The sequence below is a fragment of the Micromonospora chokoriensis genome (genome assembly GCF_000718555.1).
GTDB lineage: Bacteria > Actinomycetota > Actinomycetes > Mycobacteriales > Micromonosporaceae > Micromonospora > Micromonospora chokoriensis_B.
Genome location: NZ_JOAN01000001.1, coordinates 501,784 through 524,017 on the forward strand (window position 1 = coordinate 501,784; position 22,234 = coordinate 524,017).

Consider the following 22,234-nt stretch of genomic DNA (forward strand, 5'->3'; position numbering starts at 1 on the left):
CAAGATCTAGAGTACGGCCACCGAGGGTGAACCCGATCGACGCCGCGCGCGTGTGTCCGGTCGAGAGCCGGGGGACGATCGGCGGACCATAGGCTGACCACCCCTGACCATGATCCACCTGGAGGGTGCGATGTTCGAGGAGATCCTGGGTCTACCGGCACACGTTCTGGTGATCCACGCGGTCGTCGTGTTCGTACCGCTGCTGGCGGTGCTGGCCATCGCGTACGTGGGGCTGCCGAGGTGGCGGCATCGGCTGGACTGGGCTCTGGGCCTCCTCGCCGTGGCCGCGCCGGTGACCGCCTTCGTCGCGGTGGAGTCGGGGGAGGCGCTCACCGACGCGCTTGTCGCCCGGGGCTTCCAGGGGCCGATCCTCGATCAGATCTTCGAGCACTCCCGCTACGGCGACATCCTGTTCCGCGTCGTGGTGCCGCTCGGGATCGTGGCCATCCTGCTGCTCGTCGCGACCAGTGGGCACCCCCGGGTACCGCAGTTGCCGGCGCTGGTCACCCCGGTGCTGTCGGTGGCGGTCGTGGCGCTCGCCATCGCCGCCCTGGTCTACGTCTACCTGACCGGCCACTCCGGCGCCGAGACCGTCTGGGGCACCACCCTCTGACCTCCCGCCCGGGGGCGAGCGTCAGAAGATGACTCGCGAGCAGAGCAGGCAGAGCAGAACCAGCAGCACCACACCGGCCGCCGCGCCGAAGCCGTAGGTGACCCGCTGCGAGCGCTGCTCGGCCGCGTCCAGGTCGGCCATGTCCTGCGGCGGCAGCTGTCGCGGTGGCGCCGGCTGCAGATGTACGGGCGGACGCCAACCCGCCGGCGGCGGCATGCTCGGCGGCGGGCCGGCGTACCCGCTGGCGGCGTGCCCGGTCGGCGACGGGCCGGTGGGGCTGGTCGACGGGCCGGTGGGGCCGCTCGGCGGTGGGCTGGCGTACCCGCTTGGCGGTGGGTTGGTGGGGCTGGTCGACTGGCCGCTTGGCGGTGTGGCTGCGGGGGCGGCGGGAGGTTGGTCCGGCACCGCGCCGTCACCGGTGCCGGGCCGTCGCCAGTAGTCGTCCGGGTCGCTGCCACCGCTGGGGGTCGTCACGCCGTCCGACGCTACCAACGCCACCGGCAGCCCGGTCGGTTCTGGCCGGCGTGCCACGGTCGACGCTCCGGTCGGTTCTGGCCGGCGTGCCACGGTCGACGACCCGGCCCGCCGCTGTCGGCTGCGCTAGTCTTGCCGCTCGTGAGCACCGAGGACCCCGGCACGCACGGCGCGCGTGGCGACGATGACCGCGCCGTCGACCTGAGCGAAGACTTCGTGGTGCTGCCCGAGCAGACCTCTGACGACACCGACCGCGGTTGGGGCGAGCGGTCGAGCGGCAACGACGACTGGCTGCTCGCCGAACGCCCCCCGCACTGGGACTGACTCCGACAGCCCGACCGGATCCTCCGGCGGACATCCGGCCGGGGTGTGAAGTACGGCGGCGGCCAGGCTGAGCAGCGCGGCGATCAAACCGGCCCGGAGCAGGGCTCGCCCGCCGGGCAGGGCGGGCCAGCGCAGCGGGCGTAACGCCCGCGCGGAATGTGGATTGCCCATCGCCTCTGCCGCCTCCCGTCCCAGGGCGCCGTAGTCGGCACCCCTGGACGGCAGATTAGGCGGCTCCAGCCGCCTCGGCCGGCCCACGGCCGACGCCTGTGGATAACCGCTCGGCCTGTGGATAACGTCCATTCGGCGGCTGGATTTGCTATGGCAGGCGTGTTGGTCGGCTCACCTCGGGCCTTGATCGACTCGCGCTCAAGGAATCCGGGCTATCCAGGTGACGCGGACGGGCCGACTTCCTGGAACCCGAGTGGATCAAGGCCCGACCCCACCGGGTCGGGCCTTGCCGAAATCAGGACGAGGAGCTGGCCGCTGCTGCCTTGCCGCCGCTCGATCCACCCGAGGACGAGCCAGACGACGATCCGGAAGACGACCCCGAGGAGGATGACGAGCCCGAGGACGACCCGGACGAGGACGAAGACCCCGACGAGGAGGAACCGGACGACGAGGACGAGCTGTCACCAGAGGACGACTCGGACTTCGCCGGCTTGCTGGCCGTGCCGCCGGCCGTCGTGTCGGAGCCGGACGCCCGGGAGTCGGTGCGGTAGAAGCCCGAACCCTTGAAGACGATGCCGACCGAGTTGAAGACCTTGCGCAGCCGCCCCTGACACGCCGGGCACTCGGTCAGCGGCGCGTCAGAGAAGGACTGCACCGCCTCGAGCTGGTTACCGCACGCGGTGCAGGCGTACTGGTACGTAGGCACGTTCTCCTCCGGATCTGGACTCGGCCAGTTGGCACTCGACGTATTCGAGTGCCAATGGTGCGTCATTCGCCCCGGGTTCGTCCAGCGGACGTGTGGGGCGCGACACCGTGCGCCGCACCCGGGCCGCCGTCAAGCGTACGCACCCCGTCGGTGGGGGTGACGACCGCGCGCACCCGGCGGTCATGGGGCTCCGCCGGCAACGCCTCGACCAGCTCACCGTCGTGCAGGGGCACCACCGTCAGGGTCGCCTCGGGCACCCGGGCGAGTGCGCGGTCGTACGAGCCGCCGCCACGCCCGAGCCGCCGACCGTGGTGGTCGACCGCGAGAGCCGGTACGACCACCAGCTCCGCGTGTGCCACGGCGGCCACCCCGAGACGGGCACCGACTGGTTCTCGGATACCCCGACCGGCGGCGATCAAGGCATCCGGCCCGGTATAGGCCGCCCAGTCCAGATCCAGGTCGGCGAGGAGCACCGGCAGCAGCAACTCGGCGTCCGCCGGCAGCGCCGCCCGCAGCACCTCCGGGAGGTCGGGGCCGCCCGGTTCGGAGCCGACCGGCACGTACGCCGACACCCGACGTGGGCGTAGCCGGCGTACCAGAGCGACCAGCTCGGCCTGCACGCGCCCGGCGGCGGCTGCCCTGGTCGCGGCGGGCAGCGACCGGCGGCGGGCGAGCAGCTCGGCGCGGGTCTCCCGCTTCGCCACTCGGGCCACTTCCGCTTCATCAGAAAAATCCGGCACGCAACACTCCTGACGCAACGCCTCTCCCACGGTTGCTCTGTGTCAGCATCGCAAGCAACGGAGGCGGAACTTCCGGGGGGACCGAGTGACGCTACGCGGGCGGTTGACGGCAGCCTTCCTCGTGGTGGTGCTCGGGCCGGTCCTGCTCGGTGCGCTCTTCGTCGCCTCCACGGTCGCGGCGGTCGACCGCAGCCGCTCCACCGAGCGCCTGGCAGTGGCGGCGTCCACCGTGCGTACCTCGGTCGACGCGCTCTGCCAGCAACTACGCGCCGCCGCCGACGCGGTGGCCCTCGCCGCCGACCCGGCCGTGGCCGCCGCGCAACTGGTCGGCCGGGGTCTGGCCGCCGCGATGCTGATCACCGACGTGGCCGGCCAGGTCACCTACGTCTCGCCCGGTGCGCCGTCGACCCCGTGGCAGGACTGCGCCGGCTCGACCGAGGGCTCGACCGAGGGTCCGACCAGCCCGGTCCGGGCGCTGGCCGCCCAGGTCGACCTGCTCGATCGTGGTGGTACCCGGCTGGGCACGGTGACCGCCGCGCAACTTGTCGACCCGGCCTTCGTGGCCCGACTGGCAGCGGTGACCGGGGTGGCGGTCACCCTGCTCGACAGCGGGGCGAGCGCCGCGCGGGTCACCCACACCACCGAGTCCCATGACGTACGCGACGCGGTGCTGGCCGCCGCCGTCGCCGTGCGGGGCGAGCAGGTCACCGAGACCAACGACGGCCGGTACGTGCGCAGGCTCGGGCCCTCCGACGCGCAGCCGCTGCCGCTGGTGCTCTCCGTGCCCAGTGAGCGGCCACCGGGACTGCACGCCACGCTTGTCGGGGTGGTCGTGCTGGCCGGGCTGCTCGCCGTGCTGACCGCCTGGCGGCTGGCCCGCGTCACCACCCGGCCGCTGGCGGAGTTGGCCAGCGCGGTCGACCGGGTGGCCCACGGCGACCTGACCGCACGGGTGCCGGTACGCAGCCGCGACGAGTTGGGTCGGCTGGCCGCCGCGTTCAACCGGATGACCCGAGAGACCGGGTCCTACGTCGCGGCGTTGACCAGCAACCGGGATCAGCTACGGGGGCACCTCGCGGTGCTCGGCGACACCCTGGCCAGCACGCACGACCTGCAACGCATCCTGCGGGTGATCCTGCGCAGTGCCATCGGCGCCACCGGCGCGCGGGCCGGGGCCGTGCTGCTGGTGGAGACCGGCGGGGTGCTTGTCGCGCAGTGCACCGAGGGGTTGGACGGGCGCTGGCCGGACGAGGAGGCGGACGGGCCGCAGACGCTCCGGGTGCCGGTCGGCGTCGGCGTGGTCGGCGCCGTCGCCGCCACCGGGGAGCCGCAGCGGGGGAAGGTCGAGCCGACCGAGGCCCCGACGGGTGAGCCGCGCTGCCGCACGTACGTCGCGGTCCCGTTCGCTGCCCCGGGCGGCGGTGCCACGGCCCCCCTCGGCGGAGCCGGAGTCGGACCTGGACTCGGACTCGGACCGTCGGGGTCGGCCGACGAGGCTGGCGCGGCGGCCGCGCTCGGCGTGCTGGCCCTCTACGACCGGCTGGGCGCCGACGAGTTCGACGACGACGACCTCGCCACCCTGCGCACCTTCGCCGGCCACGCGGCCGTGGCGGTGGACAACGTCCGGGTGCACGAGGAGGCGCAGCGGCTCTCCCTCACCGACCCGCTCACCGGGCTGTGGAACTACCGCTACCTGCGCGAGTCGATCCGGCGGGAGGTGGAACGGGCCAGCCGCTTCGGGCGGATGCTCAGCGTCCTCGCGTTGGACCTCGACCGGTTCAAGGACGTCAACGACACGTACGGGCACGCGGCGGGGGACACCGTGCTGGCCGAGTTCGCCCGGCGGGTGCGCGGTGAGATCCGCGAGGTCGACCTGGCCTTCCGCCAGGGTGGTGAGGAGTTCGTGCTGCTGCTGCCGGAGACCGACGCGCGGGGTGCGGCGATCGTGGCCGAGCGGCTCGGCGCGGCGGTACGCGACACGCCGATCGCCGTCGAGGCGTACGCCGGGCCGGTCCTGGTGACCGTGTCGGTGGGCATCGCCGTCTTCCCGGACCACGGCAGCACCGGGCGGGAGGTGCTGGAGGCCGCCGACGACGCGCTCTACGCGGCCAAGGCGGCGGGCCGCGACACGTACCGGGTCGCCGAGGTGCGCTCGGATCTGCCGACCCGGGAGATCCCGGTGCTCGCGGGTGCGGTGAGCCCACCCGACGGGCTGCCGCGCGCCGGCCAGCCCGTGCAGGTCATCCGGGAGCCGGGCGGGCCCGCCCGGCCCGACCCGGCTGTGGGCGTACCGGAATCATCGCTGGCGGGCCCGGCGCACGCCCGGCCGGATTCGGCCGACGACACGCCGGAGAGCGCGACGGGCGCGGCACGGGCCGGCCCGGACGCGGCACGGCCGGGGTCGGGTGGCGGCGCGTCTTCCGGGCCACACCCGCCGCGGCAGAGCCGTGGCCGATAGTCTCGCGGCATGTCGGAGCACTCAGCGAACCCCTCATCGACGGTCGCCGCAACTGGCCGTCCCCTGGCGGTCAAGGCCGTCATCCCGGCCGCCGGACTGGCCACCCGGTTCCTGCCGGCCACCAAGGCGGTGCCCAAGGAGCTGCTGCCGGTGGTGGATCGGCCGGTGTTGCAGTACATCGTCGAGGAGGCCACACAGGCTGGCATCGGTGACGTGTTGCTGATTACCGGTCGGGGTAAGACATCGATGGTGGACCACTTCGACCGTCGTCCGGACCTGGAGACCAGGCTGGAGCAGAAGGGCGACTCCGAGCGCCTGGCCGCCGTGCGTCGGCCCAGCGAGCTGGCCGAGATCTACACCGTGCGGCAGCCCGAGCAGCTCGGGCTCGGCCACGCCATCGGGTATGCCGAGTCGCACGTCGGTGACCAGCCCTTCGCGGTGCTGCTCGGCGACGAGTTCGTCAAGCCGTCCGAGCCGCTGCTGCCGGCGATGCTGGAGTTGCAGGCCCGCACCGGCGGTGTGGTGCTCGCGTTCTTCGAGGTCGACCCGGCCGAGACGAAGCGGTACGGGATCGCTTCCGTCGAGCCCGCCGAGTCGGAGCTGACCGACATCGGCGAGGTCGTCAAGGTGACCGGGATGGTGGAGAAGCCGCAGCCCGAGGACGCCCCGAGTAACCTCGCGGTGCTGGGCCGCTACGTGTTGCCGGGCAAGATCTTCGACGCGATCCGGCGGACCAAGCCGGGCAGCGGCGGCGAGATCCAGCTGACCGACGCGATGGAGTTGCTGCGCACCGAGGGCATCCCGGTGCACGCGATCGTCTACCGGGGCACCCGCTACGACACCGGCATGCCGCTGGGATATCTCCAGACGGTGGTGCAGATCGCCGCCGAGCGCGAAGACCTGGGCGCCGAGTTCCGGTCCTGGCTGGCCGACTTCGTCAAGGCCGACGCGGCAGGCGGATCTGGTACATGACCGCGACGGCCGACGCCGAGGCGGCCGCGAACGAGTTGACGCCGCTCGCCGACTACCTGGGCAGCGTGCTGCGCAGGTTGCGCGCGCTGCCACCACTCGACCTCGACCTCACCCAGGCACACGGCAACGTCCTCGCCGAGGACGTCGTCGCGCCGCACGCCTTCCCGGCCTTCGACCAGGCGGCCGTGGACGGCTACGCGGCACGCTGGGAGGACATTTCCGGAGGGGGCCGGGGGCCGAGCTACGTCCCGGCCCCCTCCGGCACGCCCGGCGGCCGCACCATCCGGCTCAACGTGGTCGGCGATCTCGGCGCCGCGAGCTGGCGTCCGGTCCGGCTCACCCCGGGTTCGTGCTTCTCGGTCGCCGCCGGGGCGCCGCTGCCGGTCGCCGCGGACGTCGTGGTCCCGGTGGAGTGGACCGACCAGGGCATGGCCGCGGTGGAGATCTTCCGCACCCCCAAACGGGGGTACGGGGTACGCCGAGCGGGTGAGGAGTTGCCGGCCGGCACCCTGCTCGCTCGGGCCGGCACGTACGTGTCCCCGGCACTTGTCGCGGTCTTCGCGGCGACCGGCATCGGGCACGTGGTGGTCCGGCCCAGTCCACGGGTGGTCATCGTGGCCACCGGTGACGAACTCGTCGACGTGGGCCGGGGCAGTCAGCCCGGCCAGGTGGTGGACGCGAACTCGCACGCGTTGACCGCCGCGGCGGCCGAGGTGGGCGCACTGGCGTACCGGGTGGGAATCTGCGACGACGACCCGGAGGGGCTGCGCGGGCTGCTGGAGGACCAGACGCTGCGCGCCGACCTCATCATCACCACCGGGGGCACCGGTACCGGCCCTGGCGACATGGTGCGCCGGATCCTGTCCCGCCGCGAGGGTGGTCGCGCCGGGCCGGTCACGTTCACCGACGTGGCGCTCTACCCCGGCACCGCGCTCGGGTTCGGCACGGTCGGCGCCGAGGAGGTGCCGGTGGTCTGCCTGCCCGGCGACCCGGGCGCCGCGTTGATCGGCTTCGAGGTGCTGGCCCGCCCCGCCATCCAACTGCTCGCCGGCGCCGAGCCGGTGTTCCGGCCGAGTGTGCGGGCGCACCTGCTGGAGACCGTGTCGTCCCCGGCGGGGCTGCGCGAGTTCCGGCCGGCGCACGTCGCCGAGCGGCGCGGCGGCGGGTACACGGTCCAGCCGCTCAGCGGCGGCCCGTTCACCCTCTCCGGGCTGGCCGAGGCGAACGGGCTGCTGGTGCTCGGCGAGCGGGTCACCACGGCCGCCGCCGGCTCCACCGTGGACGTCCTGCTGCTGGACCGCCGCCGGTGACGCTGCCCCGGTCGGTCAGTCGACGGGTGGCTTTGGTGGGTGTGGGTGGTGCCGTGGGGCTACTTGCGCGCGACACGGTCCCGCGCGGGAGACTGTGCGGGTGAGTCTCTTCGGACCCGCGCGGTCACCGGGCTGGCCGGTGGAGCTGGCCGACGGCCCGGTGCTGCTGCGGCCCTACCGGCGCTCCGACGCGGCCGCTTGGTCGGAGGTGCGGCGGGCCAACCGGGCCTGGCTGGCGCCCTGGGAGTCGTCGCTGCCCGGCGGTTGGGACGAGATGAACTCACCAGCCGTGTTCCGTTGGGTGCACCGTGACCAGCGACGTTCAGCCCGCGAGGGTGAGGGCATGCCGTTCGCGGTCTGCCTGCGCGAGGGCGACCGCGAACGGCTGGTCGGGCACATAAACGTCGGCAGCATCGTGCGGCGGGCGCTCTGCTCCGGCTACGTCGGCTACTGGGTGGATGCGCGGGTCGCCGGCCGGGGTGTGATCCCGACAGCGCTCGCGCTCGCCGTGGACCACGCCTTCGGCCCCGGAGGGCTGCACCGAGTGGAGGTCAACATCCGCCCGGAGAACCGGCCGTCCCGGCGGGTGGTGGAGAAGTTGGGTTTCCGCGAGGAGGCGTACCACGTGCGCTACATGCACATCGACGGCGCCTGGCGGGACCACATCGGGTACGCGATGACGAGTGAAGAGATCGCTGCCGAAGGTGGCCTGCTGGCCCGCTGGCATCGGGTACGCGCCAACGCGCGGTGAGCCGTCCCACGGACGGGATCGGCGCGGCGCGGTGGCATCCCGGTCGGTGCGCCGTAACCTCAAGTAACTGCAAGCTACGGCAAGCGCTCCCCGGCCGGACGATCCACGCACCCAAGCGCGATCGGTGGAAGATCCTGCGGTCGGGTGACGGTTGCTTCGAATTCGGTGACGGGAGGGGTGAGGGTGCCGACCTCGGTGCTCCTCGCCGTCCTCGCCGCCGCCGGCCTGCTCGCCCTGGCTCCGGCGTTGGTTCGCCGGTACGACGCCACCGAGCGGCTGGTGGCGGAGCGGGCGCAGTCGACGGCGCGGGTGCTCCAGCGCCGCCGACGGCGCCGCACTGTGCCAGGGCGGCGACCCGTCCATCCTCCGCGCTCACTGGTTGTCACCCTCAGTGAAGATGTGACTACCGGAGCGTTAGGTGCGCCGGTCTCCGCGCCTCCGGCCATTCGTCGTTCCGGTCGGCTGCGTGCCGTACCCCCCGCACCCAAACGATCCCGCCGCCGCCCACCGCCGCGCCGACAGCACACCCCCGCCGTGTACCGGCGTCGCCGGGTGCTCGCCGCTCTGCTGCTCCTCAACGTCGTCGAGCTGATCGGCGTGCTCTTCGTCAGCCCCGGCTTCTGGATCGGCTTCGGGGTCACCTTCCTGCTCCTGGCCCTGTACGTGGTCCACCTGCGGGGCCGGGCCCTCGCGGGGCGTCGCCGCCGCCGCGCCCGAGCCCGCGAGGCTGCCTGGCTGGCCGCCCGGCAGGCCGAGGTGCGCCGGGAACAGGCCCGCCGGGCAGCGGCCCGCCGGGAGGCGCAGCGCCGTCTCGCCGCCCAGCGTGAAGGGGTACGCCGAGCCGCCATGGGTCTGGACCGGCCGGGCGACCTGCCGGCCGCGGTCAACGGTGGGTCGGTCTCGTATCGGCGCTCGGGTGGACTACGCGGGCGCCCCTACGAGGCCGGCCGAGGCGCCTGACGCCCCGGCTCAGTCCCGCCCGGCCCCCGCGCGGCCCCCGCGCGGTCCCGCTTGGCTTGATCCACTCGGGTTCCTGGAAGTCGGGGTGTTGCGGCGTCCGGGATGCCCCGGTTTTCATGAGCCCGAGTCGATCTTCCGGTAGGCCGGATCGCCGGGCAGGGGGCGGATTCGCGGTGAGGGCCAGCGACCTGTTAGCCTTGCTGCCGGCCCGCCCGGTGATAGCCGGGTGGGACCGACGAAGCCGGTTCGCCGGTGGGGGGCTGTGGCGCAGACTGGTAGCGCACCTCGTTCGCATCGAGGGGGTCAGGGGTTCAAATCCCCTCAGCTCCACCAGAAGCAGTAGGCCAAGGGCGGGTTCTCGTGAGATCGAGAGCCCGCCCTTGATCGTTTCTAGCGCCCGCACGACCGCCCCTTCTCCGCGATCTTGCGTTTACTGTCCCGGCATAGGGGGCATTGGGCGCATCTCGGCGACCGAAACTGCAAGATCGGCGCGGGCGGGGCGTGCGACCTGCGGGTGCTAGCCCCCGAGCACGACCAGGCGGACGTGCACGTTGTCATCGATGGCAATGTCCTCTTTCTTGCGCACCGAGTCCCGTAGCGGCAGCACGTAGCCGCCTTCCTTGGGGAACAACGAGGTCCGCCATCGACTCCGCCCGAGCCGAACCTCGACGGGCACCATGCCCCAGCCGTACGTGACGGCCGATGCCACCTGGCTCACGAGGTCGGCGCACTCGGTCGGCACCGTCACGAAGTGGTACGGCGATGGCCCTCGCCATTCCCACACCACGCCCTCGAACTCGAACTCGATCACGGCCTCACACCACACAGAACTCGTTGCCCTCGGGCACCTTCAGGAAGCTGATCGCGGGCACCCCGCCAACGTACGTGAGTCAAGAGGCACTGTCGCCGGTCAGCGCCACGTCAGCTTGGCAAGCTCCGCACGAAACTGCTTGAGGCTGAAGGACCCGCCCTCGGTGGGTATCAGCCTCAGCATGTACGTCAAGTCCCCGACCCCCCATCGCACCTCCCAGGAGCTTTCTGTGCCGCCGGTGATGGTGCCGGTACGTGAGCCGATGGCGACGGTGCCGACGGCGGGGGAACGATCCCCTCCGACCCCGCGGTCCCCAGCGAGCCAACGCGATTCTTGCCGTCGATCTCCATGAGGAGCCGGTCGTCAGTCTGCACAGCTGTCTATCCCCGATGGATTGCCCGGTTCCGGATCGTAGTGAACGCCGGTCTCTTCGAAGCCCCACGACGGGCAGACCGGGTCAGGAGAAGCGTTCGGTCGTCACGGGGATCAGGCCGTGCTGTCGCAGCACGTCGGTCAGTTGGGACAGGGTCGTGCCCACCGTCTCGGTGCCGTCGGTAGTCAGCAGCGCGGTCACGTCGAGGCACCAGGCGAGGGTGTGGCCGACGCGGCGCAGGTCCCAGGTGAGCTGATCGCCATGCTGTTCGAGGTGGCCGCTCGCAGCTGCTGCGCTGGTGCCGCCAACCGGCGTCTGCCAGATCGCCCGGAGGCTCGCCACCTGCTCGGGGCGGAGATCCTTGGCGAAGAGGACGCGGTACACGCGTCGTTCCTGGAAGCCGGCCGGCGGCTGTGCGGGGCCGAGCCGCAGCGGCGGGGCGCTCGCGATCGGTTGGTGGTCGAGGAAGTACGTCCGCAGCGCCGTCTCGTCCGGCAGGTGCTCGCCGGTCCACGCGCGGTAGATGCCCTCTGCCTCGCGCCGGGAGGTGGGCGTCGCCCTCGCCCGCAGCTCCGGGTCGGTGCGCAGGTCACGGCTCAGCGAGGCGGAACTCCACCAGCCGGTATCCGGCGTCCAGCCCGCGCTGTCCAGACCGGTGGTGGTGAAGTCGTGGTCGCGAGTGAACTCCTCGACGACGATCCCCTCGGCCTGAGCGGCCGGGACCTGGGGCCGGACCAGGTAGTAGTCGAGTGCCGGCCGCCGCCCGGCCAACTCGATGAGCGTCGAGGCGGGCACTGCGCGGAGCGGATCGGTGGTCATCAGCTCAACGGTAGCGAAGGCAACGGCTAACATCCGGATCCCGACGTGAGGAGCCCAGATGACATCGGCGGCCCAGACCAGGTTCGGCATCGTCGGCAGTGGATGGCGGGGTGAGTTCTTCCTCCGCCTGGCCCGGCTGCTGCCAGAACGGCTGCGGGTTACCGGGGTGGTGACGCGTACCGAATCGCGCGGAGCCGCGGTGACGGCCGAGTGGGGCGTGCGGACCTTCCGCACGACGGCGGAGTTGCTCGCTCACGAGCGGCCGGACTTCGTCATCGTGTCGGTGCCGTGGCCGGTGACACCCGAGGTGACCCGGGAACTGGTCGCGGCCGGCGTACCGGTGCTCGCCGAGACGCCGCCCGCCCCCGACCTGGCGGGGCTGCGCTCGCTCTGGGCCGACGTCGGACGCAGCGGTCTGGTGCAGGTCGCTGAGCAGTATCTGCTGATGCCTGGGCACGCGGCTCGGCTGGCGTTGGTCCGTGCCGGGGTGCTCGGCGAGCCGACCTCGGTCCAGATCTCCTCGACCCACCTCTACCACGCGGTCTCGCTGATCCGGGGCCTGCTCGGCGTCGGTCACGAAAGCGCCGAGGTGAGTGCGCGTGCCTTCGTCGCGCCGCTGGCCAACCCCCTGTCGCCGGCCGGCTGGAGTGGCGACGACAGCCCGCAGCAACTCTCCACCACCCTCGCGACCATCGACTTCGGTGGGCGGATGGGGCTGTACGACTTCACCGACAACCAGTGGTGGAACCCGCTGCGTACCCGCCGGTTGGTGGTGCGGGGCTCGCGCGGTGAGCTGGTGGACGACCAGGTGGTCCGCCTGGTCGACCCGACCACGCCGGTCCAGTCGTCCCTGACCCGGCGGCAGACCGGGCTCGACCTCAACCTGGAAGGGCTCGACCTGAAGCACATCAGCTTCGACGGCGACGTCGTCTACCGCAACCCGTTCGTCGGCAGCGGACTGTCCGACGACGACATCGCGGTGGCGGACATCGTGGCCCGCGCCGGCGCGTGGGCGCGGGAGGAAGGCCCGGCGCCCTACCCGCTCGCCGAGGCTTGCCAGGATCATCTGATCAGCCTTGCCATCGAAGAGTCGGTACGCACCGGCGGACCGGTCGTCACCGCTACCGAGGCGTGGGGGCGGTAGCCCAAGCGGATCCACTTTGTCGCTTGACTGACAGTGCGCAACCGTGGAGGCGGCTCACGTGTGAATCCGGATATCAACCGATGTCCGGGAACACCCGGGCCCACACGGGGAGCAAGGATGAATCGAAGCACTCGACGCAGGATGCTCGCAGCCACCGCCACTGGTCTGCTGGCCACCTCTCTCGGCGTCGCTGTCTCCGCGACGGCGACCGCCGCGCCCGGCGGGGCGGCTCTGCGCACCTGCAAGATCAGCACCCTGCCCTACCCGACCGACACCTATCGCGCCGACGCGAACGCGGTCGACCCGACGGGTCGCTACGTCGCGGGCACCGCGCTGCGGGTCGGTGAGACCGACAACCAGTACCTGCTGCTGTTCTGGGACGGGCAGCGGGTCACCGAGCTGGAGTCGCAGGGCGATTCCACCCCCGTCGACATCAACGCCGACGGCGTCGTGATCGGCAACGGTTGGGCGGAGACCGGCCAGGGGCGGCCGTGGAGGTACCGCGACGGCAAGCTCGAGCTGTTGCCGGTGCTGCCGTCCACCGGCATCTTCGTCAGCGCCATCAACGATGCCGGCGACATCGTGGGCTACGGCTCCGACATCGTCCCCGGGGAATCCGTCGCGCTGCGCTGGCCGGCCGCCCGTCCGGGCACGGTCGAGGTGCTCGACGCCCCAATCGACGCCCAGGCGGGTGGAATCACGGACAACGGGACCATCGTCGGTAGCGCCGGACCCTTCGGCGACTGGAACAGCTGGGTCCGCCGGCCGAACGGCCGGATCGACGCGCTCACGTTCCCGGGTGCCGAGTGGAGCACAGCCGGCGCGGCGGCGGGACGCTGGGCGATCGGCCAGGCATGGCTGGGCGGCACCACCTCGGCCAGGGTGCGGTGGGACCTCCGGAACGGCTCGCACACGTTGCTCGACCAGGAAATGCCCGCACTGACCGACATCAACGCCAAGGGTGTCGTGGTGGGCGATGACCGCGTCGCCAGGGGCTCCACCTCCCGGGTCCTGCCGGGGGGCGGCGAGGGGGTGAGCATCGGTGCGCGGTCCATCTCCGACTCGGGCACCATCGTCGGGTTCCGCAACGTCCGCGCCGACCGGCTGACTCCGGTGCGCTGGACGGGCTGCTGACCCACCGACTCTCCCACCGCGTGGGGCCGGCCCGGACGGGGTCGGCCCCACGTCACGTCAGCGCGTCACGGCTTCCAGGAACCGGCGGTCTGGAACTGGTCCTGGTATTCCAGCGCGCCCGAGGTGTCGTGCACGTCGAACACCACGCTGCCGGTGCGTTTGGCGCCAGCGGTGAGGTCGTCGCTGGCCGGCATCGGTTTGCCGCAGCCGGAGAAGGCCCCACCGATCGCGGTGGTCTTGGTGCCGTCGGCGGCGACCCATTGGAAGAAGAGCGGGTTCGTCGAGACTGTTCCCTTGGTGACGGCGACCGTCACGTCGGCGATCACGTACATGCCCTCGCCGGGTTTCTGGCCGTGGGACTTGCAGGGTTTGGTGGCGCTGCTGAACTTCGTCACGGTGATCTCCACGGTGCCGTCGTCGCCGTCGATGATCAGGGTGTCGCCGGGAGACATGCCTCGGGTGTCGCCATTCGTCGGCGGCGAGGTCGACGGGGACGCGGCGGCCCGCGATGGTGTGACGCGGCGGGTCGCGTCGGGGCTGGGCGGGGCCACGCTCGCCGTGGTCGAGGCGGGGTCGGCGCCGATGACGACCGCCACGATGCCACCGGCACAGGAGAGCAGGGTGAGGACGGCCGCGGTGACCGCGACGAGAACGGCGGACCTCTTGGAGCCGTTCGGCTGCACCGGTGGGGGTGCGCTGATCAGGTAGCCCGAGGCACCGGTCACCCGGTACCCGTCACCAGCGACCGGGTGCCCGCCAGCCTCCGGGTACGCGGCCCCCGAGAACGGCGGCTGCGGTGTCACCACGGACGGACGGGCCGGCTGCTGCGGGTTCGGTTGTTGGAGGTCCTGCGGCCCGACGGGGGGGTGGGGGTGGGTCACCGTACTCCTTGACACTTCGGTACGTGCGGTGCGGGGGCCTTCGACGTTACCGTGGGTGGCGGAGCGCCCGATCGCCGCGCCGGAAAGCGTCCCACCCTTGTTACCGAAGCACCGCACTGGCCAGTATGGATGGTGATCAACCCGTCACCGAGCGCCGATGTGGACGGGTGGTCCATTCATTGCTATGAGTAACCAAGCGAGGTCAACGCAGCGGAAGCACGGCTGCGGTGCGGACCAGCCCGTCGGCGACCACGAAGCGGCCGGTGATCGATGCGGGCGGGTCGTCGACCCCCGCCGCGTCCACCCGGGCCGGTGCGATCCGGGCGGTGAACGTGCCGGCGTCCGGATCGAGGTCGAGTCGGGCGTCGTGGAAGTCCAGCCAACTTCCGACGACCGGGTACCACACCTTGTAGACGGTCTCCTTCGCACTGAACAGCACTACCGGCCAGCAGATGCCGCTGGGCAACCGCGCGCAGTCGGCCTCCTCCTCGGGCAGCAGCACGAGTCTGCGTACTCCCGGATTGACCTCACGGTGCTGCTCGGCGTCTATCCCGACGGACCGGATGTCGGTGGTGTGCGCCGCTGCGGCGGCGCAGTAGCCGGCGGTGTGGGTGATGCTGCCGACCACCCCGGGCGGCCAGACCGGCGCGCGGTCGGCGGCGGCCGGCACGGCGGTCGTCGGCAGGCCGAGATCGCGCAGAGCCCGGCGGGCGCAGGACCGCCCCGCGGCGAAGTCCCGCCGGCGGGTCTGCACGGCCCGCTCGCCGAGACATGCCTGCTCAGCGGGGAGCAACTCGCCCGCCCAGTCCTCGGGCCCGGCGACGGCCACCGCGACCGTCGACGGCAGCAGGTCACGCATTCCCGCGCCCTACTGGCCGGTAGGAATGGCGCATCGGGTCAACGGTCAACTTTCCGACTCCCACGACCGCTGAAGGTACCGCAAAGATGTAACACCGGAGGGACGCGTAGCGCCCTCTCTGATGGCTCCGGGGGGACCACCATCAACACTGGCCGGCACGGCAGCCGCCAGTCCCGTGGACATCTGGAAGGACGTGCGATGACCGATGGTGCGAAACGGTCGGGGGTGCGGGCTGACGAGCACGCCCCGAAGACGCCCTGCTGGAGCTGCGGCTCCTGCGGCGACGAGTGGCCGTGCGCGACGAAGCGCACCCGACTGCTGGCGGAGTACGGGGGTGACCGGGCGATGCTCAGCGTCTATCTGGGTTCCTGCCTCGCCGCTGCCACGGAGGATCTTCGCGCCGCCCCGGTGATGTCGCTCCAGGACCGGTTCATCGGCTGGTTGCCGCGCGGCGCCCGGCGTAGCTGAGCCTCTGGTGGCCCCGCCGTCGCGGCGGGGCCACCAGAGGGGGCGTTCACCGACGGCGGGGCCGTCGGGTCATCGCGAAGCCGAACACGCCGGCCACCGCGGCGAGCGCGCCGCCGATGCCGGTCCAGACCCAGCGCGAGCCGAGATCCGGCAACCAGTCCGCCAGCGAGTCACCCTCGTCGTCGGCCTCCGCGTCCACCGGGGGTACGGCGTTGAGCACCGTGCCCGCCTTGGTGTTCGGCACCAGCGGCGCGGCCAACTCGCCGTCGTCGGCCGAGGCGCCCCGGTCGGCGATGGTGCCGACCAGCAGGTCCACGTCGATCGGCGCACCCAGATCCGGCTCCGGCAGGTCGATCACGGAGAGCCGGATGACGTACGTGCCGGGCAGCGGATCGGCCGACCAGGGCTCCGCCCACGGCCGCACCTCGCGCAGCGTGCAGCCCAGCACCACGTTCGATGCCTTCGCGTCCACGGTCGGGGTCTGCGCCCCCGCCGTGCACGCCTGGCGTCGGCGTAGCCCGTCGAAGACGTCCACCGTCCAGGTGGAGGCGCCGCTGCGTCCCTTCGGGAAGGTGACGGTGGCGCTGATCTCGTGCACCTGACCGGCGGTAGCCGGGAACGACCAGTAGAGGTGGTCGCCGAGCGAGGCGTCCACCCGTACCGGTTGCCCGGCGGTGATCGGGGTGGCGCTGAGGAACGACGTGCCGGCACGATTCACCGGCGTGGCACCCGGGGAGGGGGTCGGGGCGGCGAGGGCCGCAGCGGGCAGCAGAGCGGCCCCGCCGGCGGCGAGCAGCGCCGCCATTGACCGGAACAGCGCGGTACGCATCAGTTCTCCCTCCAGGTGGCGACCCACCAGCGGGTGAGCAGGCCGGCGAGCAGACCGGTGATCAGCCCGGCGACGGTGAGCAGGAGAAGCAGCATCCAGCCCCGGCCGAGATCCGGTCCGTCCGGCGCGGGGGCTGCGGGGACCACGTCGATGGTCAACTCCACCGGCATGCCGGGGGTCGCCGCAGTGCCGGGGCGTGGGGCGAACGAGTTGCTCACCACCAGGCAGACGGTGGTGGGCTCGACGATCGGCGCGGGGCTCTCCTCGGCCTCTGCGGCATCCTCGTCGTCGGCGGTGGCCGACCAGCGCAGCCCGGCGGAGAGCACGTCGGCCCGTCCGCTGCCGGCGTCGGCGCCCCGAACCAGTTCCCGGCCATCGGCCGCGGTGGCCCGCAGCAGCACCCCGTAGTCCCGGTTGACGGCTCGGTCCAGCGCCATGCTCACCGAAGCCCGCAGCTCCTGCCCGGGACGGATCGGCACCCGGTAGTAGCGGTGCTCGGAGAACGCCTCCCGGTCGGCGTAGACGCCGGGGGCGAGCAGTGGTGCCGAGTCGCAGGCGCTGGTGCCGCCGACCACTGTCGGTGCCCGGGTGTGCGTATCGCCGGCCCGCTCGACGAGCTGCTTGATCCGGTCGGTCAGCTCCTCGGCGCTCTGCGCGGCGGTGTACGTCCCGCCGGTCGCGTTGGCGATGCAGAGCAGTTGCCGGCGGACCTTCTCGTCGGGAGCCAGGCCGAGGGTGTCGACGACCAGGCTGGTGCCCTGGGCGGCCAGTTCCCGGGCCACCTCACACGGGTCCGGCGGAGCGCAGGTGTCCTCGCCGTCGGTGATCAGCACGATCCGTCGGGTGGTGGCCCCGGTGCCCAGGTCCTGCGCGGCAGAGCGCAGCGCCAGCCCGACCGGGGTGAACCCGGTGGGCCGCAGTGTCGCCACCGCCGCCTTGGCCGCGGACCGGTCCACCGGGCCGACCGGCACGATCTGCTGCGTGTCCTTGCAGCCCACCTTCTTGTCCTGGCCGCGGTAGGTCGCGCCGAGCACCCGGATGCCGAGCTGGGTCTCCTCGGGTAGCGCGTCCACCACCTCGTTGAAGGCCTGCTGAGCGACCGAGATTCGGCTTCGTCCGTCGATGTCGGCGGCGCGCATCGACCCGCTGACGTCGAGCACCAGCTCGACCCGAGGCGGTTCGGGCGCGGTCTCCTCGTCGGCCTGTGCCGGGACGGGCCCGGCCAGCGCGGTGGTCGCCAGCAGTCCGAGAAGGACGGCCGACGAGCGTCTGAAGTTGATCACGGACCGCAGTGTAGTGAGATCCACTTTGGATGATCGCTTGGGTGGCGGGGTTCAGTGCTGACGGCTGCGGCCGGATCGAAAAGCACCCCTGAGCGCGCGTGCCCGCGCTCAGGGTCCACGCCGGGTCACCCTCGGTCAACTGTGCGAGGGTAGGTGTCGGCCCGGCTAGCATCCGTCGGAAATCTGACCCAAGTCGACCCGTTGTGCCGGTGGTGCGCGGTGGTTAAGCTTCTCATGCGCGCCCCAATCGCCCGCTTCCCCCGTGGCAGGCGATCGGGGCGCGCGTCTATGTCAGAAGGGCCCGCACGCTTCGGCGTGCGGGCCCTTCTCCATCGCGCTGCGCTGCGCGTCGCCTGTCGGTGCTTATATCCACCGACCGTCGAGCCACATCCGGGACAGCCAATCCGAGTACGGGATGAGTCGGCCGACGAAGATCGGATAGAAGTACGCGAAGCAGAGCGCCACCAACAGCACGTACGCCCCAGCCGCGACGCTGCCCACCAGCCGGCGTTCATAGCTCGGGTCGCCGGGCGTCAGCGGCGCCACCGCACCCACGTCAGCCCCGTCGGGAGCGATCAGCGCGCCCAGCACGTACACCACCGCCAGCACCAGGAACGGCACCGCTGGCGCGGCGTAGAACGAGAACATCGTCCGGCCGTCGAGGGCGAACCAGAACCAGGGCAGCAGCCCGGCGGCCACGGTGAGCAGGATCGCGCCGGCCCGCCAGTCCCGGCGGGCCAGGCCCAGCCAGACCAGCGCCACCAGGGCGGGCAGGAACGACCACCAGAGCAGCGGGGTGCCGAGCAGCAGGATCTCCGAGGCGCAGCTCGGCGCGCCGCAGGCGCCGTCGCCGGACCAGTGGAACGCCACCGGGCGTCCGAGCAGCAGCCACTGCCACGGCCACGACTGGTATTTGTGCGCGTCGTCGAGCTGGGCGTGGAAGCCGTACGCCGCGCGGTGGTATTCGAAGAGGTTGATCAGCGGGCCGATCACCGGACGGTCACTGAGCGGGGCGCTCGGGTAGGCCGACGCGGTCCGGTAGTAGCCGTTGTCGGTGAGCAGCCAGCCCGACCAGGTGGCGAGGTAGGTGCCGACCATGAGCACGCCCGCGAGCAGTAGCCAGGGCAGCTCGTCGACCAGGGTGTCCCGCCAGGGCCGGCGGACGCCCGCCGAGCGGCGGACACCGACCTCCCAGAGAATCACCAGCAGCGCGAAGGCCGGCACGAAGTACAGGGCGCTCCACTTCACCGCGCAGGCGCAGCCGAGCAGCACCCCGGCCGCCAACCGCCACCACGGCCAGGTGCGCCAACCGGTCGGCGGTCGGCCGGCACGGCCCCGCTGGCTCGGATCGAGCCCGTCGTCCAGTGCCCGTGCCCAGCGCCGACGGCGGGCGTCCCGATCGAGCACCAGCGCGCCGAACGTGGCCAGCACGAAGAAGAGCAGGAAGATGTCGAGCAGGGCCGCGCGGGACAGCACCAGGTGGAACCCGTCCAGGGCGAGCAGCAGGCCGGCCGCGCAGCCGAGCACCGTCGACTGGAACATCCGCCGACCGATGCGGACCAGCAGCAGCACCGACAGCGTGCCGATCACGGCCGCCGAGAACCGCCAGCCGAACTCCGGCGCGGTGGTGATCAGGTGCCCGGGGACGGAGACCTTCGAGTCCGCGTCCTGATAGCCGAAGGCCCACTCGCCGAGGCCGATCAGCCACTTACCCAGCGGCGGGTGCACCACGTACGACGGGACGTTGTCCTTGTAGTTCCACTCCACGCCCCGGGAGATCAGCCCGTAGGCGTCCTTGGCGTAGTACGTCTCGTCGAAGATCTTGCCCTTCGGGCTGGACAGCCCGACGAAGCGCACGATCGCCGCGATGGCCACCACCACCGCTGTGGCCAGCCAGGAGAACCGGTCCAGTTGGGTGTCGACGGTGGCGAACCGCCGCCGGACCACGGTGGCCACTCCGCCGCCCTCGGCACGCGGTGCCGTCTGGTCCTGGTTGGGGCTGGGCTCGCCGGCCGCCTCGGTCATCTTGTCCGGGTCGGCGCTCGGGCTCTGCGCTGTCGACGCACTCGTCACCCGGCGATCGTAGGCTGCCAAGGTGTCGGGTGACGCCCGTCGTCCCTGATACCGGTATTCGCAGTCAATGAAGGAGACGAATTCGTGGGTGAAATGTCCGAAGTTGGGCGCCTGATTCTGCTCGGTGCTCCGCTCGGCAACCCCGCCGACGCCTCGGCCCGACTCCGGGAGGTGCTGATGAGCGCCGATGTCGTCGCGGCCGAGGACACCCGCCGGCTCACCCGGTTGGCCCGCGACCTCGACCTCACCGTCGGCGGACGGATCGTCTCCTACTTCGAGGGCAACGAGGAGCGGCGCACCCCCGAGTTGGTCGAGGCCATCCTCGGCGGGTACGTAGTGGCGCTGGTCACCGATGGGGGGATGCCGAGCGTCTCCGACCCCGGCTACCGGCTGGTCCGCGCCGCGTTGGAGGTCGGGGCGCCGATCACCGTCGCCCCCGGGCCGAGCGCCGTCACCACCGCGCTGGCCGTCTCCGGGCTGCCCTGCGACCGGTTCTGCTTCGAGGGCTTCCTGCCCCGCACCCCCGGCGGTCGGCGAGCCCGGCTGCGCGCGCTCGCCGCCGAGGAGCGCACCCTGGTCTTCTTCGAGGCGCCGCACCGGATCGGGGCGACGCTCACCGACCTGGCCGACACGTTCGGCGCGGACCGGCCGGCCGCGCTCTGCCGCGAACTCACCAAGACCTACGAGGAGGTGCTCCGCCGCCCCCTCGGCGAGCTGGCCCAGTGGGCCGCCGAGGGCGATCCGCGCGGCGAGATCACCCTGGTGGTGGCCGGTGCGCCGGTGACCGCCGCCGAACGCCCCGACGACGACACCCTGCGCGCGGCCGTCGCTGAGCGGGAGGCCGCCGGCCGGTCCCGCCGAGACGCCATCACCGACGTCGCCACCGAGTACGCGCTGCGCCGCCGGGACGTCTACACGATCGTGCACAGCTGACCGAGCCGGTCGGGCTCGCCGGGTGGCGGGCTCACCACGCGTAGGCCAGGAAGCCGACGGTGATCAGCGCGGGGCCGGCGATGGCGGCGGCCACCGCCCACCGGCGGTGCCGGCGGCCGGCCAGCCGAGCCGATCCGGTCCACCGGACGATGCCGGCGGTGCAGCCCAGCACCACCAGCAGGCCGGGCAGCCACCGCAGGTGCCGGCCCACGCCGACGTCCGCGTACGCGATGCCGCTGTCCGGGCCGGTCATCCGCGCCGGCAGCGACGTGCCGGCCGCGTTCCCCTCGACGGGCACGCTGCTGACCCGGACACCATGGGCGATGAACCGCCCGTCGTCGGCGGTGAAGATCCCCCGGCAGCGCTGGGTGAGCCCGCCGCCGGTGCAGTCGTCGATCACCACCGTGCCGGTCCGGGCGTGCCCGACCGCGAGCCAGAACGGGCCGGCGCTGACCCAGGCGAAGAAGGCCGCGACCAGGCTGAGCAGCACCAGCGCGGTGAGCCCAGGCAGCGGATCCGGCGGTGGGGCGGTACGGCTGGGTGCCCGGCGTCGCACCAGCCGGAAGCCGCGAAACCGCTCCGGCGCCGGGTCCTTGCGGACCGGGGTGCCGTCCCAGTGCACCTGCTCGATCGGCGCCCAGAAGACGACACCGTCGTCGTCAGGTGAGTCGCCGTCGCGGCGGCGGTCCCGCTGCAGGCGGCTCTGCTGCCGGACCGGCACCCGACGCGGCACCGCGTCCACCGGCGCCCCGGTGGTCGGCTCCACCTCGACGTGATCCGTGCTGGCCGGCGCCGAGCCGGCCGGTGGGGCCGACGAGCCGGGCCGGGCCGGGCTGGGTGCGGGTGCCGCCGGGGTCGGACGGGCCGGGGTGGGCGACGGCGCCGCGGGCGTGGGCCGGGCCGGGGTGGCGGACCTCCCCGCTGGCGTGGGCCGGGCCGGGGTGGCGGACCTCCCCGCGGGCGTGGGCCGCTGCTCGCCCGGGTCGGCGTTGGGCACCAGCCGGGGCTGAGGCGCGACACCGGCACCCCGGGGCACGGCGGGTTCGGGCCCCGGGTCGTCGCCGACCGCCGGTCCGGTGGGACGGCCCTCGTGGTCCCGCGCCGCTCGTCTGCCCGTCACGACGTTCATTGCACACCGGCTCGGGAGG

22 protein-coding genes, 1 tRNA gene and 1 pseudogene are annotated in these 22,234 nt (G+C 72.5%); 13 read left to right on the plus strand and 11 right to left on the minus strand.

The genetic code is table 11. From position 1 onward, the window contains the following. Positions 1-130: 130 nt before the first annotated feature. Positions 131-613 carry a DUF2231 domain-containing protein gene (locus IF46_RS0102365; protein WP_030486582.1) on the plus strand — a complete coding sequence of 161 codons (483 nt, stop codon included), beginning with the start codon at positions 131-133 and terminating at the stop codon, positions 611-613. Positions 614-634: 21 nt separating this feature from the next. Here the strand turns inward: IF46_RS0102365 and IF46_RS0102370 are convergent, their stop codons facing one another. Next, on the minus strand, positions 635-1,087 hold the full coding sequence (locus IF46_RS0102370) for a hypothetical protein (protein WP_030486583.1): 453 nt from the start codon (positions 1,085-1,087) through the stop codon (positions 635-637). A 141-nt stretch (positions 1,088-1,228) separates the two neighbouring features. On the opposite strand from IF46_RS0102370, the gene IF46_RS0102375 reads away from it, so the two are divergent. Together IF46_RS0102375 and IF46_RS35005 are read left to right on the plus strand one after the other, a co-directional pair. Beyond that, positions 1,229-1,411, plus strand: coding sequence for a hypothetical protein (locus IF46_RS0102375; RefSeq protein WP_030486584.1), 183 nt, complete (start codon positions 1,229-1,231; stop codon positions 1,409-1,411). Positions 1,412-1,905: 494 nt separating this feature from the next. After that, positions 1,906-2,133, plus strand: coding sequence for a hypothetical protein (locus IF46_RS35005; protein WP_232233920.1), 228 nt, complete (start codon positions 1,906-1,908; stop codon positions 2,131-2,133). Between the two features lie 62 nt (positions 2,134-2,195). On the opposite strand, the pseudogene IF46_RS35010 reads toward IF46_RS35005, so the two are convergent. Both IF46_RS35010 and IF46_RS0102385 read right to left on the minus strand, forming a co-directional pair. Further along, positions 2,196-2,354: pseudogene (locus IF46_RS35010) on the minus strand (FmdB family zinc ribbon protein); the annotation flags it as partial. Beyond that, a complete protein-coding gene (locus tag IF46_RS0102385) occupies positions 2,351-3,028 on the minus strand; it encodes a 5-formyltetrahydrofolate cyclo-ligase (protein WP_030486586.1) in 678 nt (225 codons plus the stop codon). The pseudogene IF46_RS35010 and the gene IF46_RS0102385, both read right to left, overlap by 4 nt. An 85-nt stretch (positions 3,029-3,113) precedes the next feature. Here IF46_RS0102385 and IF46_RS0102390 point away from each other — a divergent pair, with 85 nt between their 5' ends. The 6 genes from IF46_RS0102390 to IF46_RS0102415 all read left to right on the plus strand — a co-directional run bounded on the left by IF46_RS0102390 (position 3,114) and on the right by IF46_RS0102415 (position 9,812). Continuing rightward, a complete protein-coding gene (locus IF46_RS0102390; RefSeq protein WP_030486587.1) occupies positions 3,114-5,486 on the plus strand; it encodes a GGDEF domain-containing protein in 2,373 nt (790 codons plus the stop codon). Positions 5,487-5,495: 9 nt separating this feature from the next. Beyond that, complete coding sequence (locus tag IF46_RS0102395) at positions 5,496-6,458, plus strand: UTP--glucose-1-phosphate uridylyltransferase (protein WP_030486588.1); 963 nt, start codon at positions 5,496-5,498, stop codon at positions 6,456-6,458. Beyond that, a complete protein-coding gene (gene glp, locus IF46_RS0102400; RefSeq protein WP_030329151.1) occupies positions 6,455-7,768 on the plus strand; it encodes a gephyrin-like molybdotransferase Glp in 1,314 nt (437 codons plus the stop codon). Before IF46_RS0102395 ends, glp begins: the two co-directional genes overlap by 4 nt. 100 nt (positions 7,769-7,868) lie before the next feature. Beyond that, positions 7,869-8,519, plus strand: coding sequence for a GNAT family N-acetyltransferase (locus IF46_RS0102405; RefSeq protein WP_030486589.1), 651 nt, complete (start codon positions 7,869-7,871; stop codon positions 8,517-8,519). 177 nt (positions 8,520-8,696) lie between these two features. Next, positions 8,697-9,479, plus strand: coding sequence for a hypothetical protein (locus tag IF46_RS0102410; protein ID WP_198041331.1), 783 nt, complete (start codon positions 8,697-8,699; stop codon positions 9,477-9,479). A 256-nt stretch (positions 9,480-9,735) separates the two neighbouring features. Next, positions 9,736-9,812, plus strand: a tRNA-Ala gene (locus IF46_RS0102415). A 184-nt stretch (positions 9,813-9,996) separates the two neighbouring features. Here IF46_RS0102415 and IF46_RS0102420 read toward each other — a convergent pair. Then, entirely contained in the window at positions 9,997-10,290 is a 294-nt protein-coding gene (locus IF46_RS0102420) for a DUF1905 domain-containing protein (protein WP_232233905.1), read from the minus strand. A gap of 457 nt (positions 10,291-10,747) precedes the next feature. Further along, complete coding sequence (locus IF46_RS0102430) at positions 10,748-11,482, minus strand: hypothetical protein (protein WP_157562521.1); 735 nt, start codon at positions 11,480-11,482, stop codon at positions 10,748-10,750. A gap of 58 nt (positions 11,483-11,540) precedes the next feature. Here IF46_RS0102430 and IF46_RS0102435 point away from each other — a divergent pair, with 58 nt between their 5' ends. Both IF46_RS0102435 and IF46_RS0102440 read left to right on the plus strand, forming a co-directional pair. Continuing rightward, positions 11,541-12,626 carry a Gfo/Idh/MocA family protein gene (locus tag IF46_RS0102435; RefSeq protein WP_030486593.1) on the plus strand — a complete coding sequence of 362 codons (1,086 nt, stop codon included), beginning with the start codon at positions 11,541-11,543 and terminating at the stop codon, positions 12,624-12,626. Between the two features lie 117 nt (positions 12,627-12,743). Beyond that, positions 12,744-13,760 (plus strand): hypothetical protein, encoded by a 1,017-nt coding sequence (locus tag IF46_RS0102440; protein ID WP_157562523.1) that lies wholly within the window; start codon positions 12,744-12,746, stop codon positions 13,758-13,760. 65 nt (positions 13,761-13,825) lie between these two features. Here IF46_RS0102440 and IF46_RS0102445 read toward each other — a convergent pair whose 3' ends face one another. Then, positions 13,826-14,641 (minus strand): DUF4352 domain-containing protein, encoded by an 816-nt coding sequence (locus IF46_RS0102445; RefSeq protein WP_157562525.1) that lies wholly within the window; start codon positions 14,639-14,641, stop codon positions 13,826-13,828. A 202-nt stretch (positions 14,642-14,843) separates the two neighbouring features. Next, positions 14,844-15,500: a 4'-phosphopantetheinyl transferase family protein gene (locus IF46_RS0102450; protein WP_030486596.1), complete on the minus strand. Its 657-nt coding sequence runs from the start codon at positions 15,498-15,500 to the stop codon at positions 14,844-14,846. Between the two features lie 198 nt (positions 15,501-15,698). On the opposite strand from IF46_RS0102450, the gene IF46_RS0102455 reads away from it, so the two are divergent. Next, complete coding sequence (locus IF46_RS0102455; protein WP_030486597.1) at positions 15,699-15,968, plus strand: hypothetical protein; 270 nt, start codon at positions 15,699-15,701, stop codon at positions 15,966-15,968. A 46-nt stretch (positions 15,969-16,014) separates the two neighbouring features. Here the strand turns inward: IF46_RS0102455 and IF46_RS0102460 are convergent, their stop codons facing one another. The 3 genes from IF46_RS0102460 to IF46_RS0102470 all read right to left on the minus strand — a co-directional run bounded on the left by IF46_RS0102460 (position 16,015) and on the right by IF46_RS0102470 (position 20,105). Then, a complete protein-coding gene (locus IF46_RS0102460) occupies positions 16,015-16,797 on the minus strand; it encodes a hypothetical protein (protein WP_030486598.1) in 783 nt (260 codons plus the stop codon). Further along, positions 16,797-18,080 carry a VWA domain-containing protein gene (locus IF46_RS0102465; protein WP_030486599.1) on the minus strand — a complete coding sequence of 428 codons (1,284 nt, stop codon included), beginning with the start codon at positions 18,078-18,080 and terminating at the stop codon, positions 16,797-16,799. Before IF46_RS0102465 ends, IF46_RS0102460 begins: the two co-directional genes overlap by 1 nt. Positions 18,081-18,443: 363 nt before the next feature. Continuing rightward, a complete protein-coding gene (locus tag IF46_RS0102470) occupies positions 18,444-20,105 on the minus strand; it encodes a dolichyl-phosphate-mannose--protein mannosyltransferase (RefSeq protein WP_030486600.1) in 1,662 nt (553 codons plus the stop codon). Between the two features lie 141 nt (positions 20,106-20,246). Here IF46_RS0102470 and rsmI point away from each other — a divergent pair, with 141 nt between their 5' ends. After that, on the plus strand, positions 20,247-21,086 hold the full coding sequence (gene rsmI, locus IF46_RS0102475; RefSeq protein WP_030486601.1) for a 16S rRNA (cytidine(1402)-2'-O)-methyltransferase: 840 nt from the start codon (positions 20,247-20,249) through the stop codon (positions 21,084-21,086). Between the two features lie 31 nt (positions 21,087-21,117). Here the strand turns inward: rsmI and IF46_RS0102480 are convergent, their stop codons facing one another. Then, positions 21,118-22,215 (minus strand): hypothetical protein, encoded by a 1,098-nt coding sequence (locus IF46_RS0102480; RefSeq protein ID WP_420063542.1) that lies wholly within the window; start codon positions 22,213-22,215, stop codon positions 21,118-21,120. Positions 22,216-22,234 lie beyond the last annotated feature (19 nt).

Bases quoted from the DNA above. Each gene is read 5' to 3' on its own strand.
- IF46_RS0102365 (WP_030486582.1), top strand. From the start codon at position 131: ATGTTCGAGGAGATCCTGGGTCTACCGGCACACGTTCTGGTGATCCAC.
- IF46_RS0102395 (WP_030486588.1), top strand. From the start codon at position 5,496: ATGTCGGAGCACTCAGCGAACCCCTCATCGACGGTCGCCGCAACTGGC.
- glp (WP_030329151.1), top strand. From the start codon at position 6,455: ATGACCGCGACGGCCGACGCCGAGGCGGCCGCGAACGAGTTGACGCCG.
- IF46_RS0102430 (WP_157562521.1), bottom strand. From the start codon at position 11,482: ATGACCACCGATCCGCTCCGCGCAGTGCCCGCCTCGACGCTCATCGAG.
- IF46_RS0102435 (WP_030486593.1), top strand. From the start codon at position 11,541: ATGACATCGGCGGCCCAGACCAGGTTCGGCATCGTCGGCAGTGGATGG.
- IF46_RS0102440 (WP_157562523.1), top strand. From the start codon at position 12,744: ATGAATCGAAGCACTCGACGCAGGATGCTCGCAGCCACCGCCACTGGT.
- IF46_RS0102450 (WP_030486596.1), bottom strand. From the start codon at position 15,500: ATGCGTGACCTGCTGCCGTCGACGGTCGCGGTGGCCGTCGCCGGGCCC.
- IF46_RS0102455 (WP_030486597.1), top strand. From the start codon at position 15,699: ATGACCGATGGTGCGAAACGGTCGGGGGTGCGGGCTGACGAGCACGCC.
- IF46_RS0102460 (WP_030486598.1), bottom strand. From the start codon at position 16,797: ATGCGTACCGCGCTGTTCCGGTCAATGGCGGCGCTGCTCGCCGCCGGC.
- IF46_RS0102470 (WP_030486600.1), bottom strand. From the start codon at position 20,105: ATGACCGAGGCGGCCGGCGAGCCCAGCCCCAACCAGGACCAGACGGCA.
- rsmI (WP_030486601.1), top strand. From the start codon at position 20,247: ATGTCCGAAGTTGGGCGCCTGATTCTGCTCGGTGCTCCGCTCGGCAAC.
- IF46_RS0102480 (WP_420063542.1), bottom strand. From the start codon at position 22,215: ATGAACGTCGTGACGGGCAGACGAGCGGCGCGGGACCACGAGGGCCGT.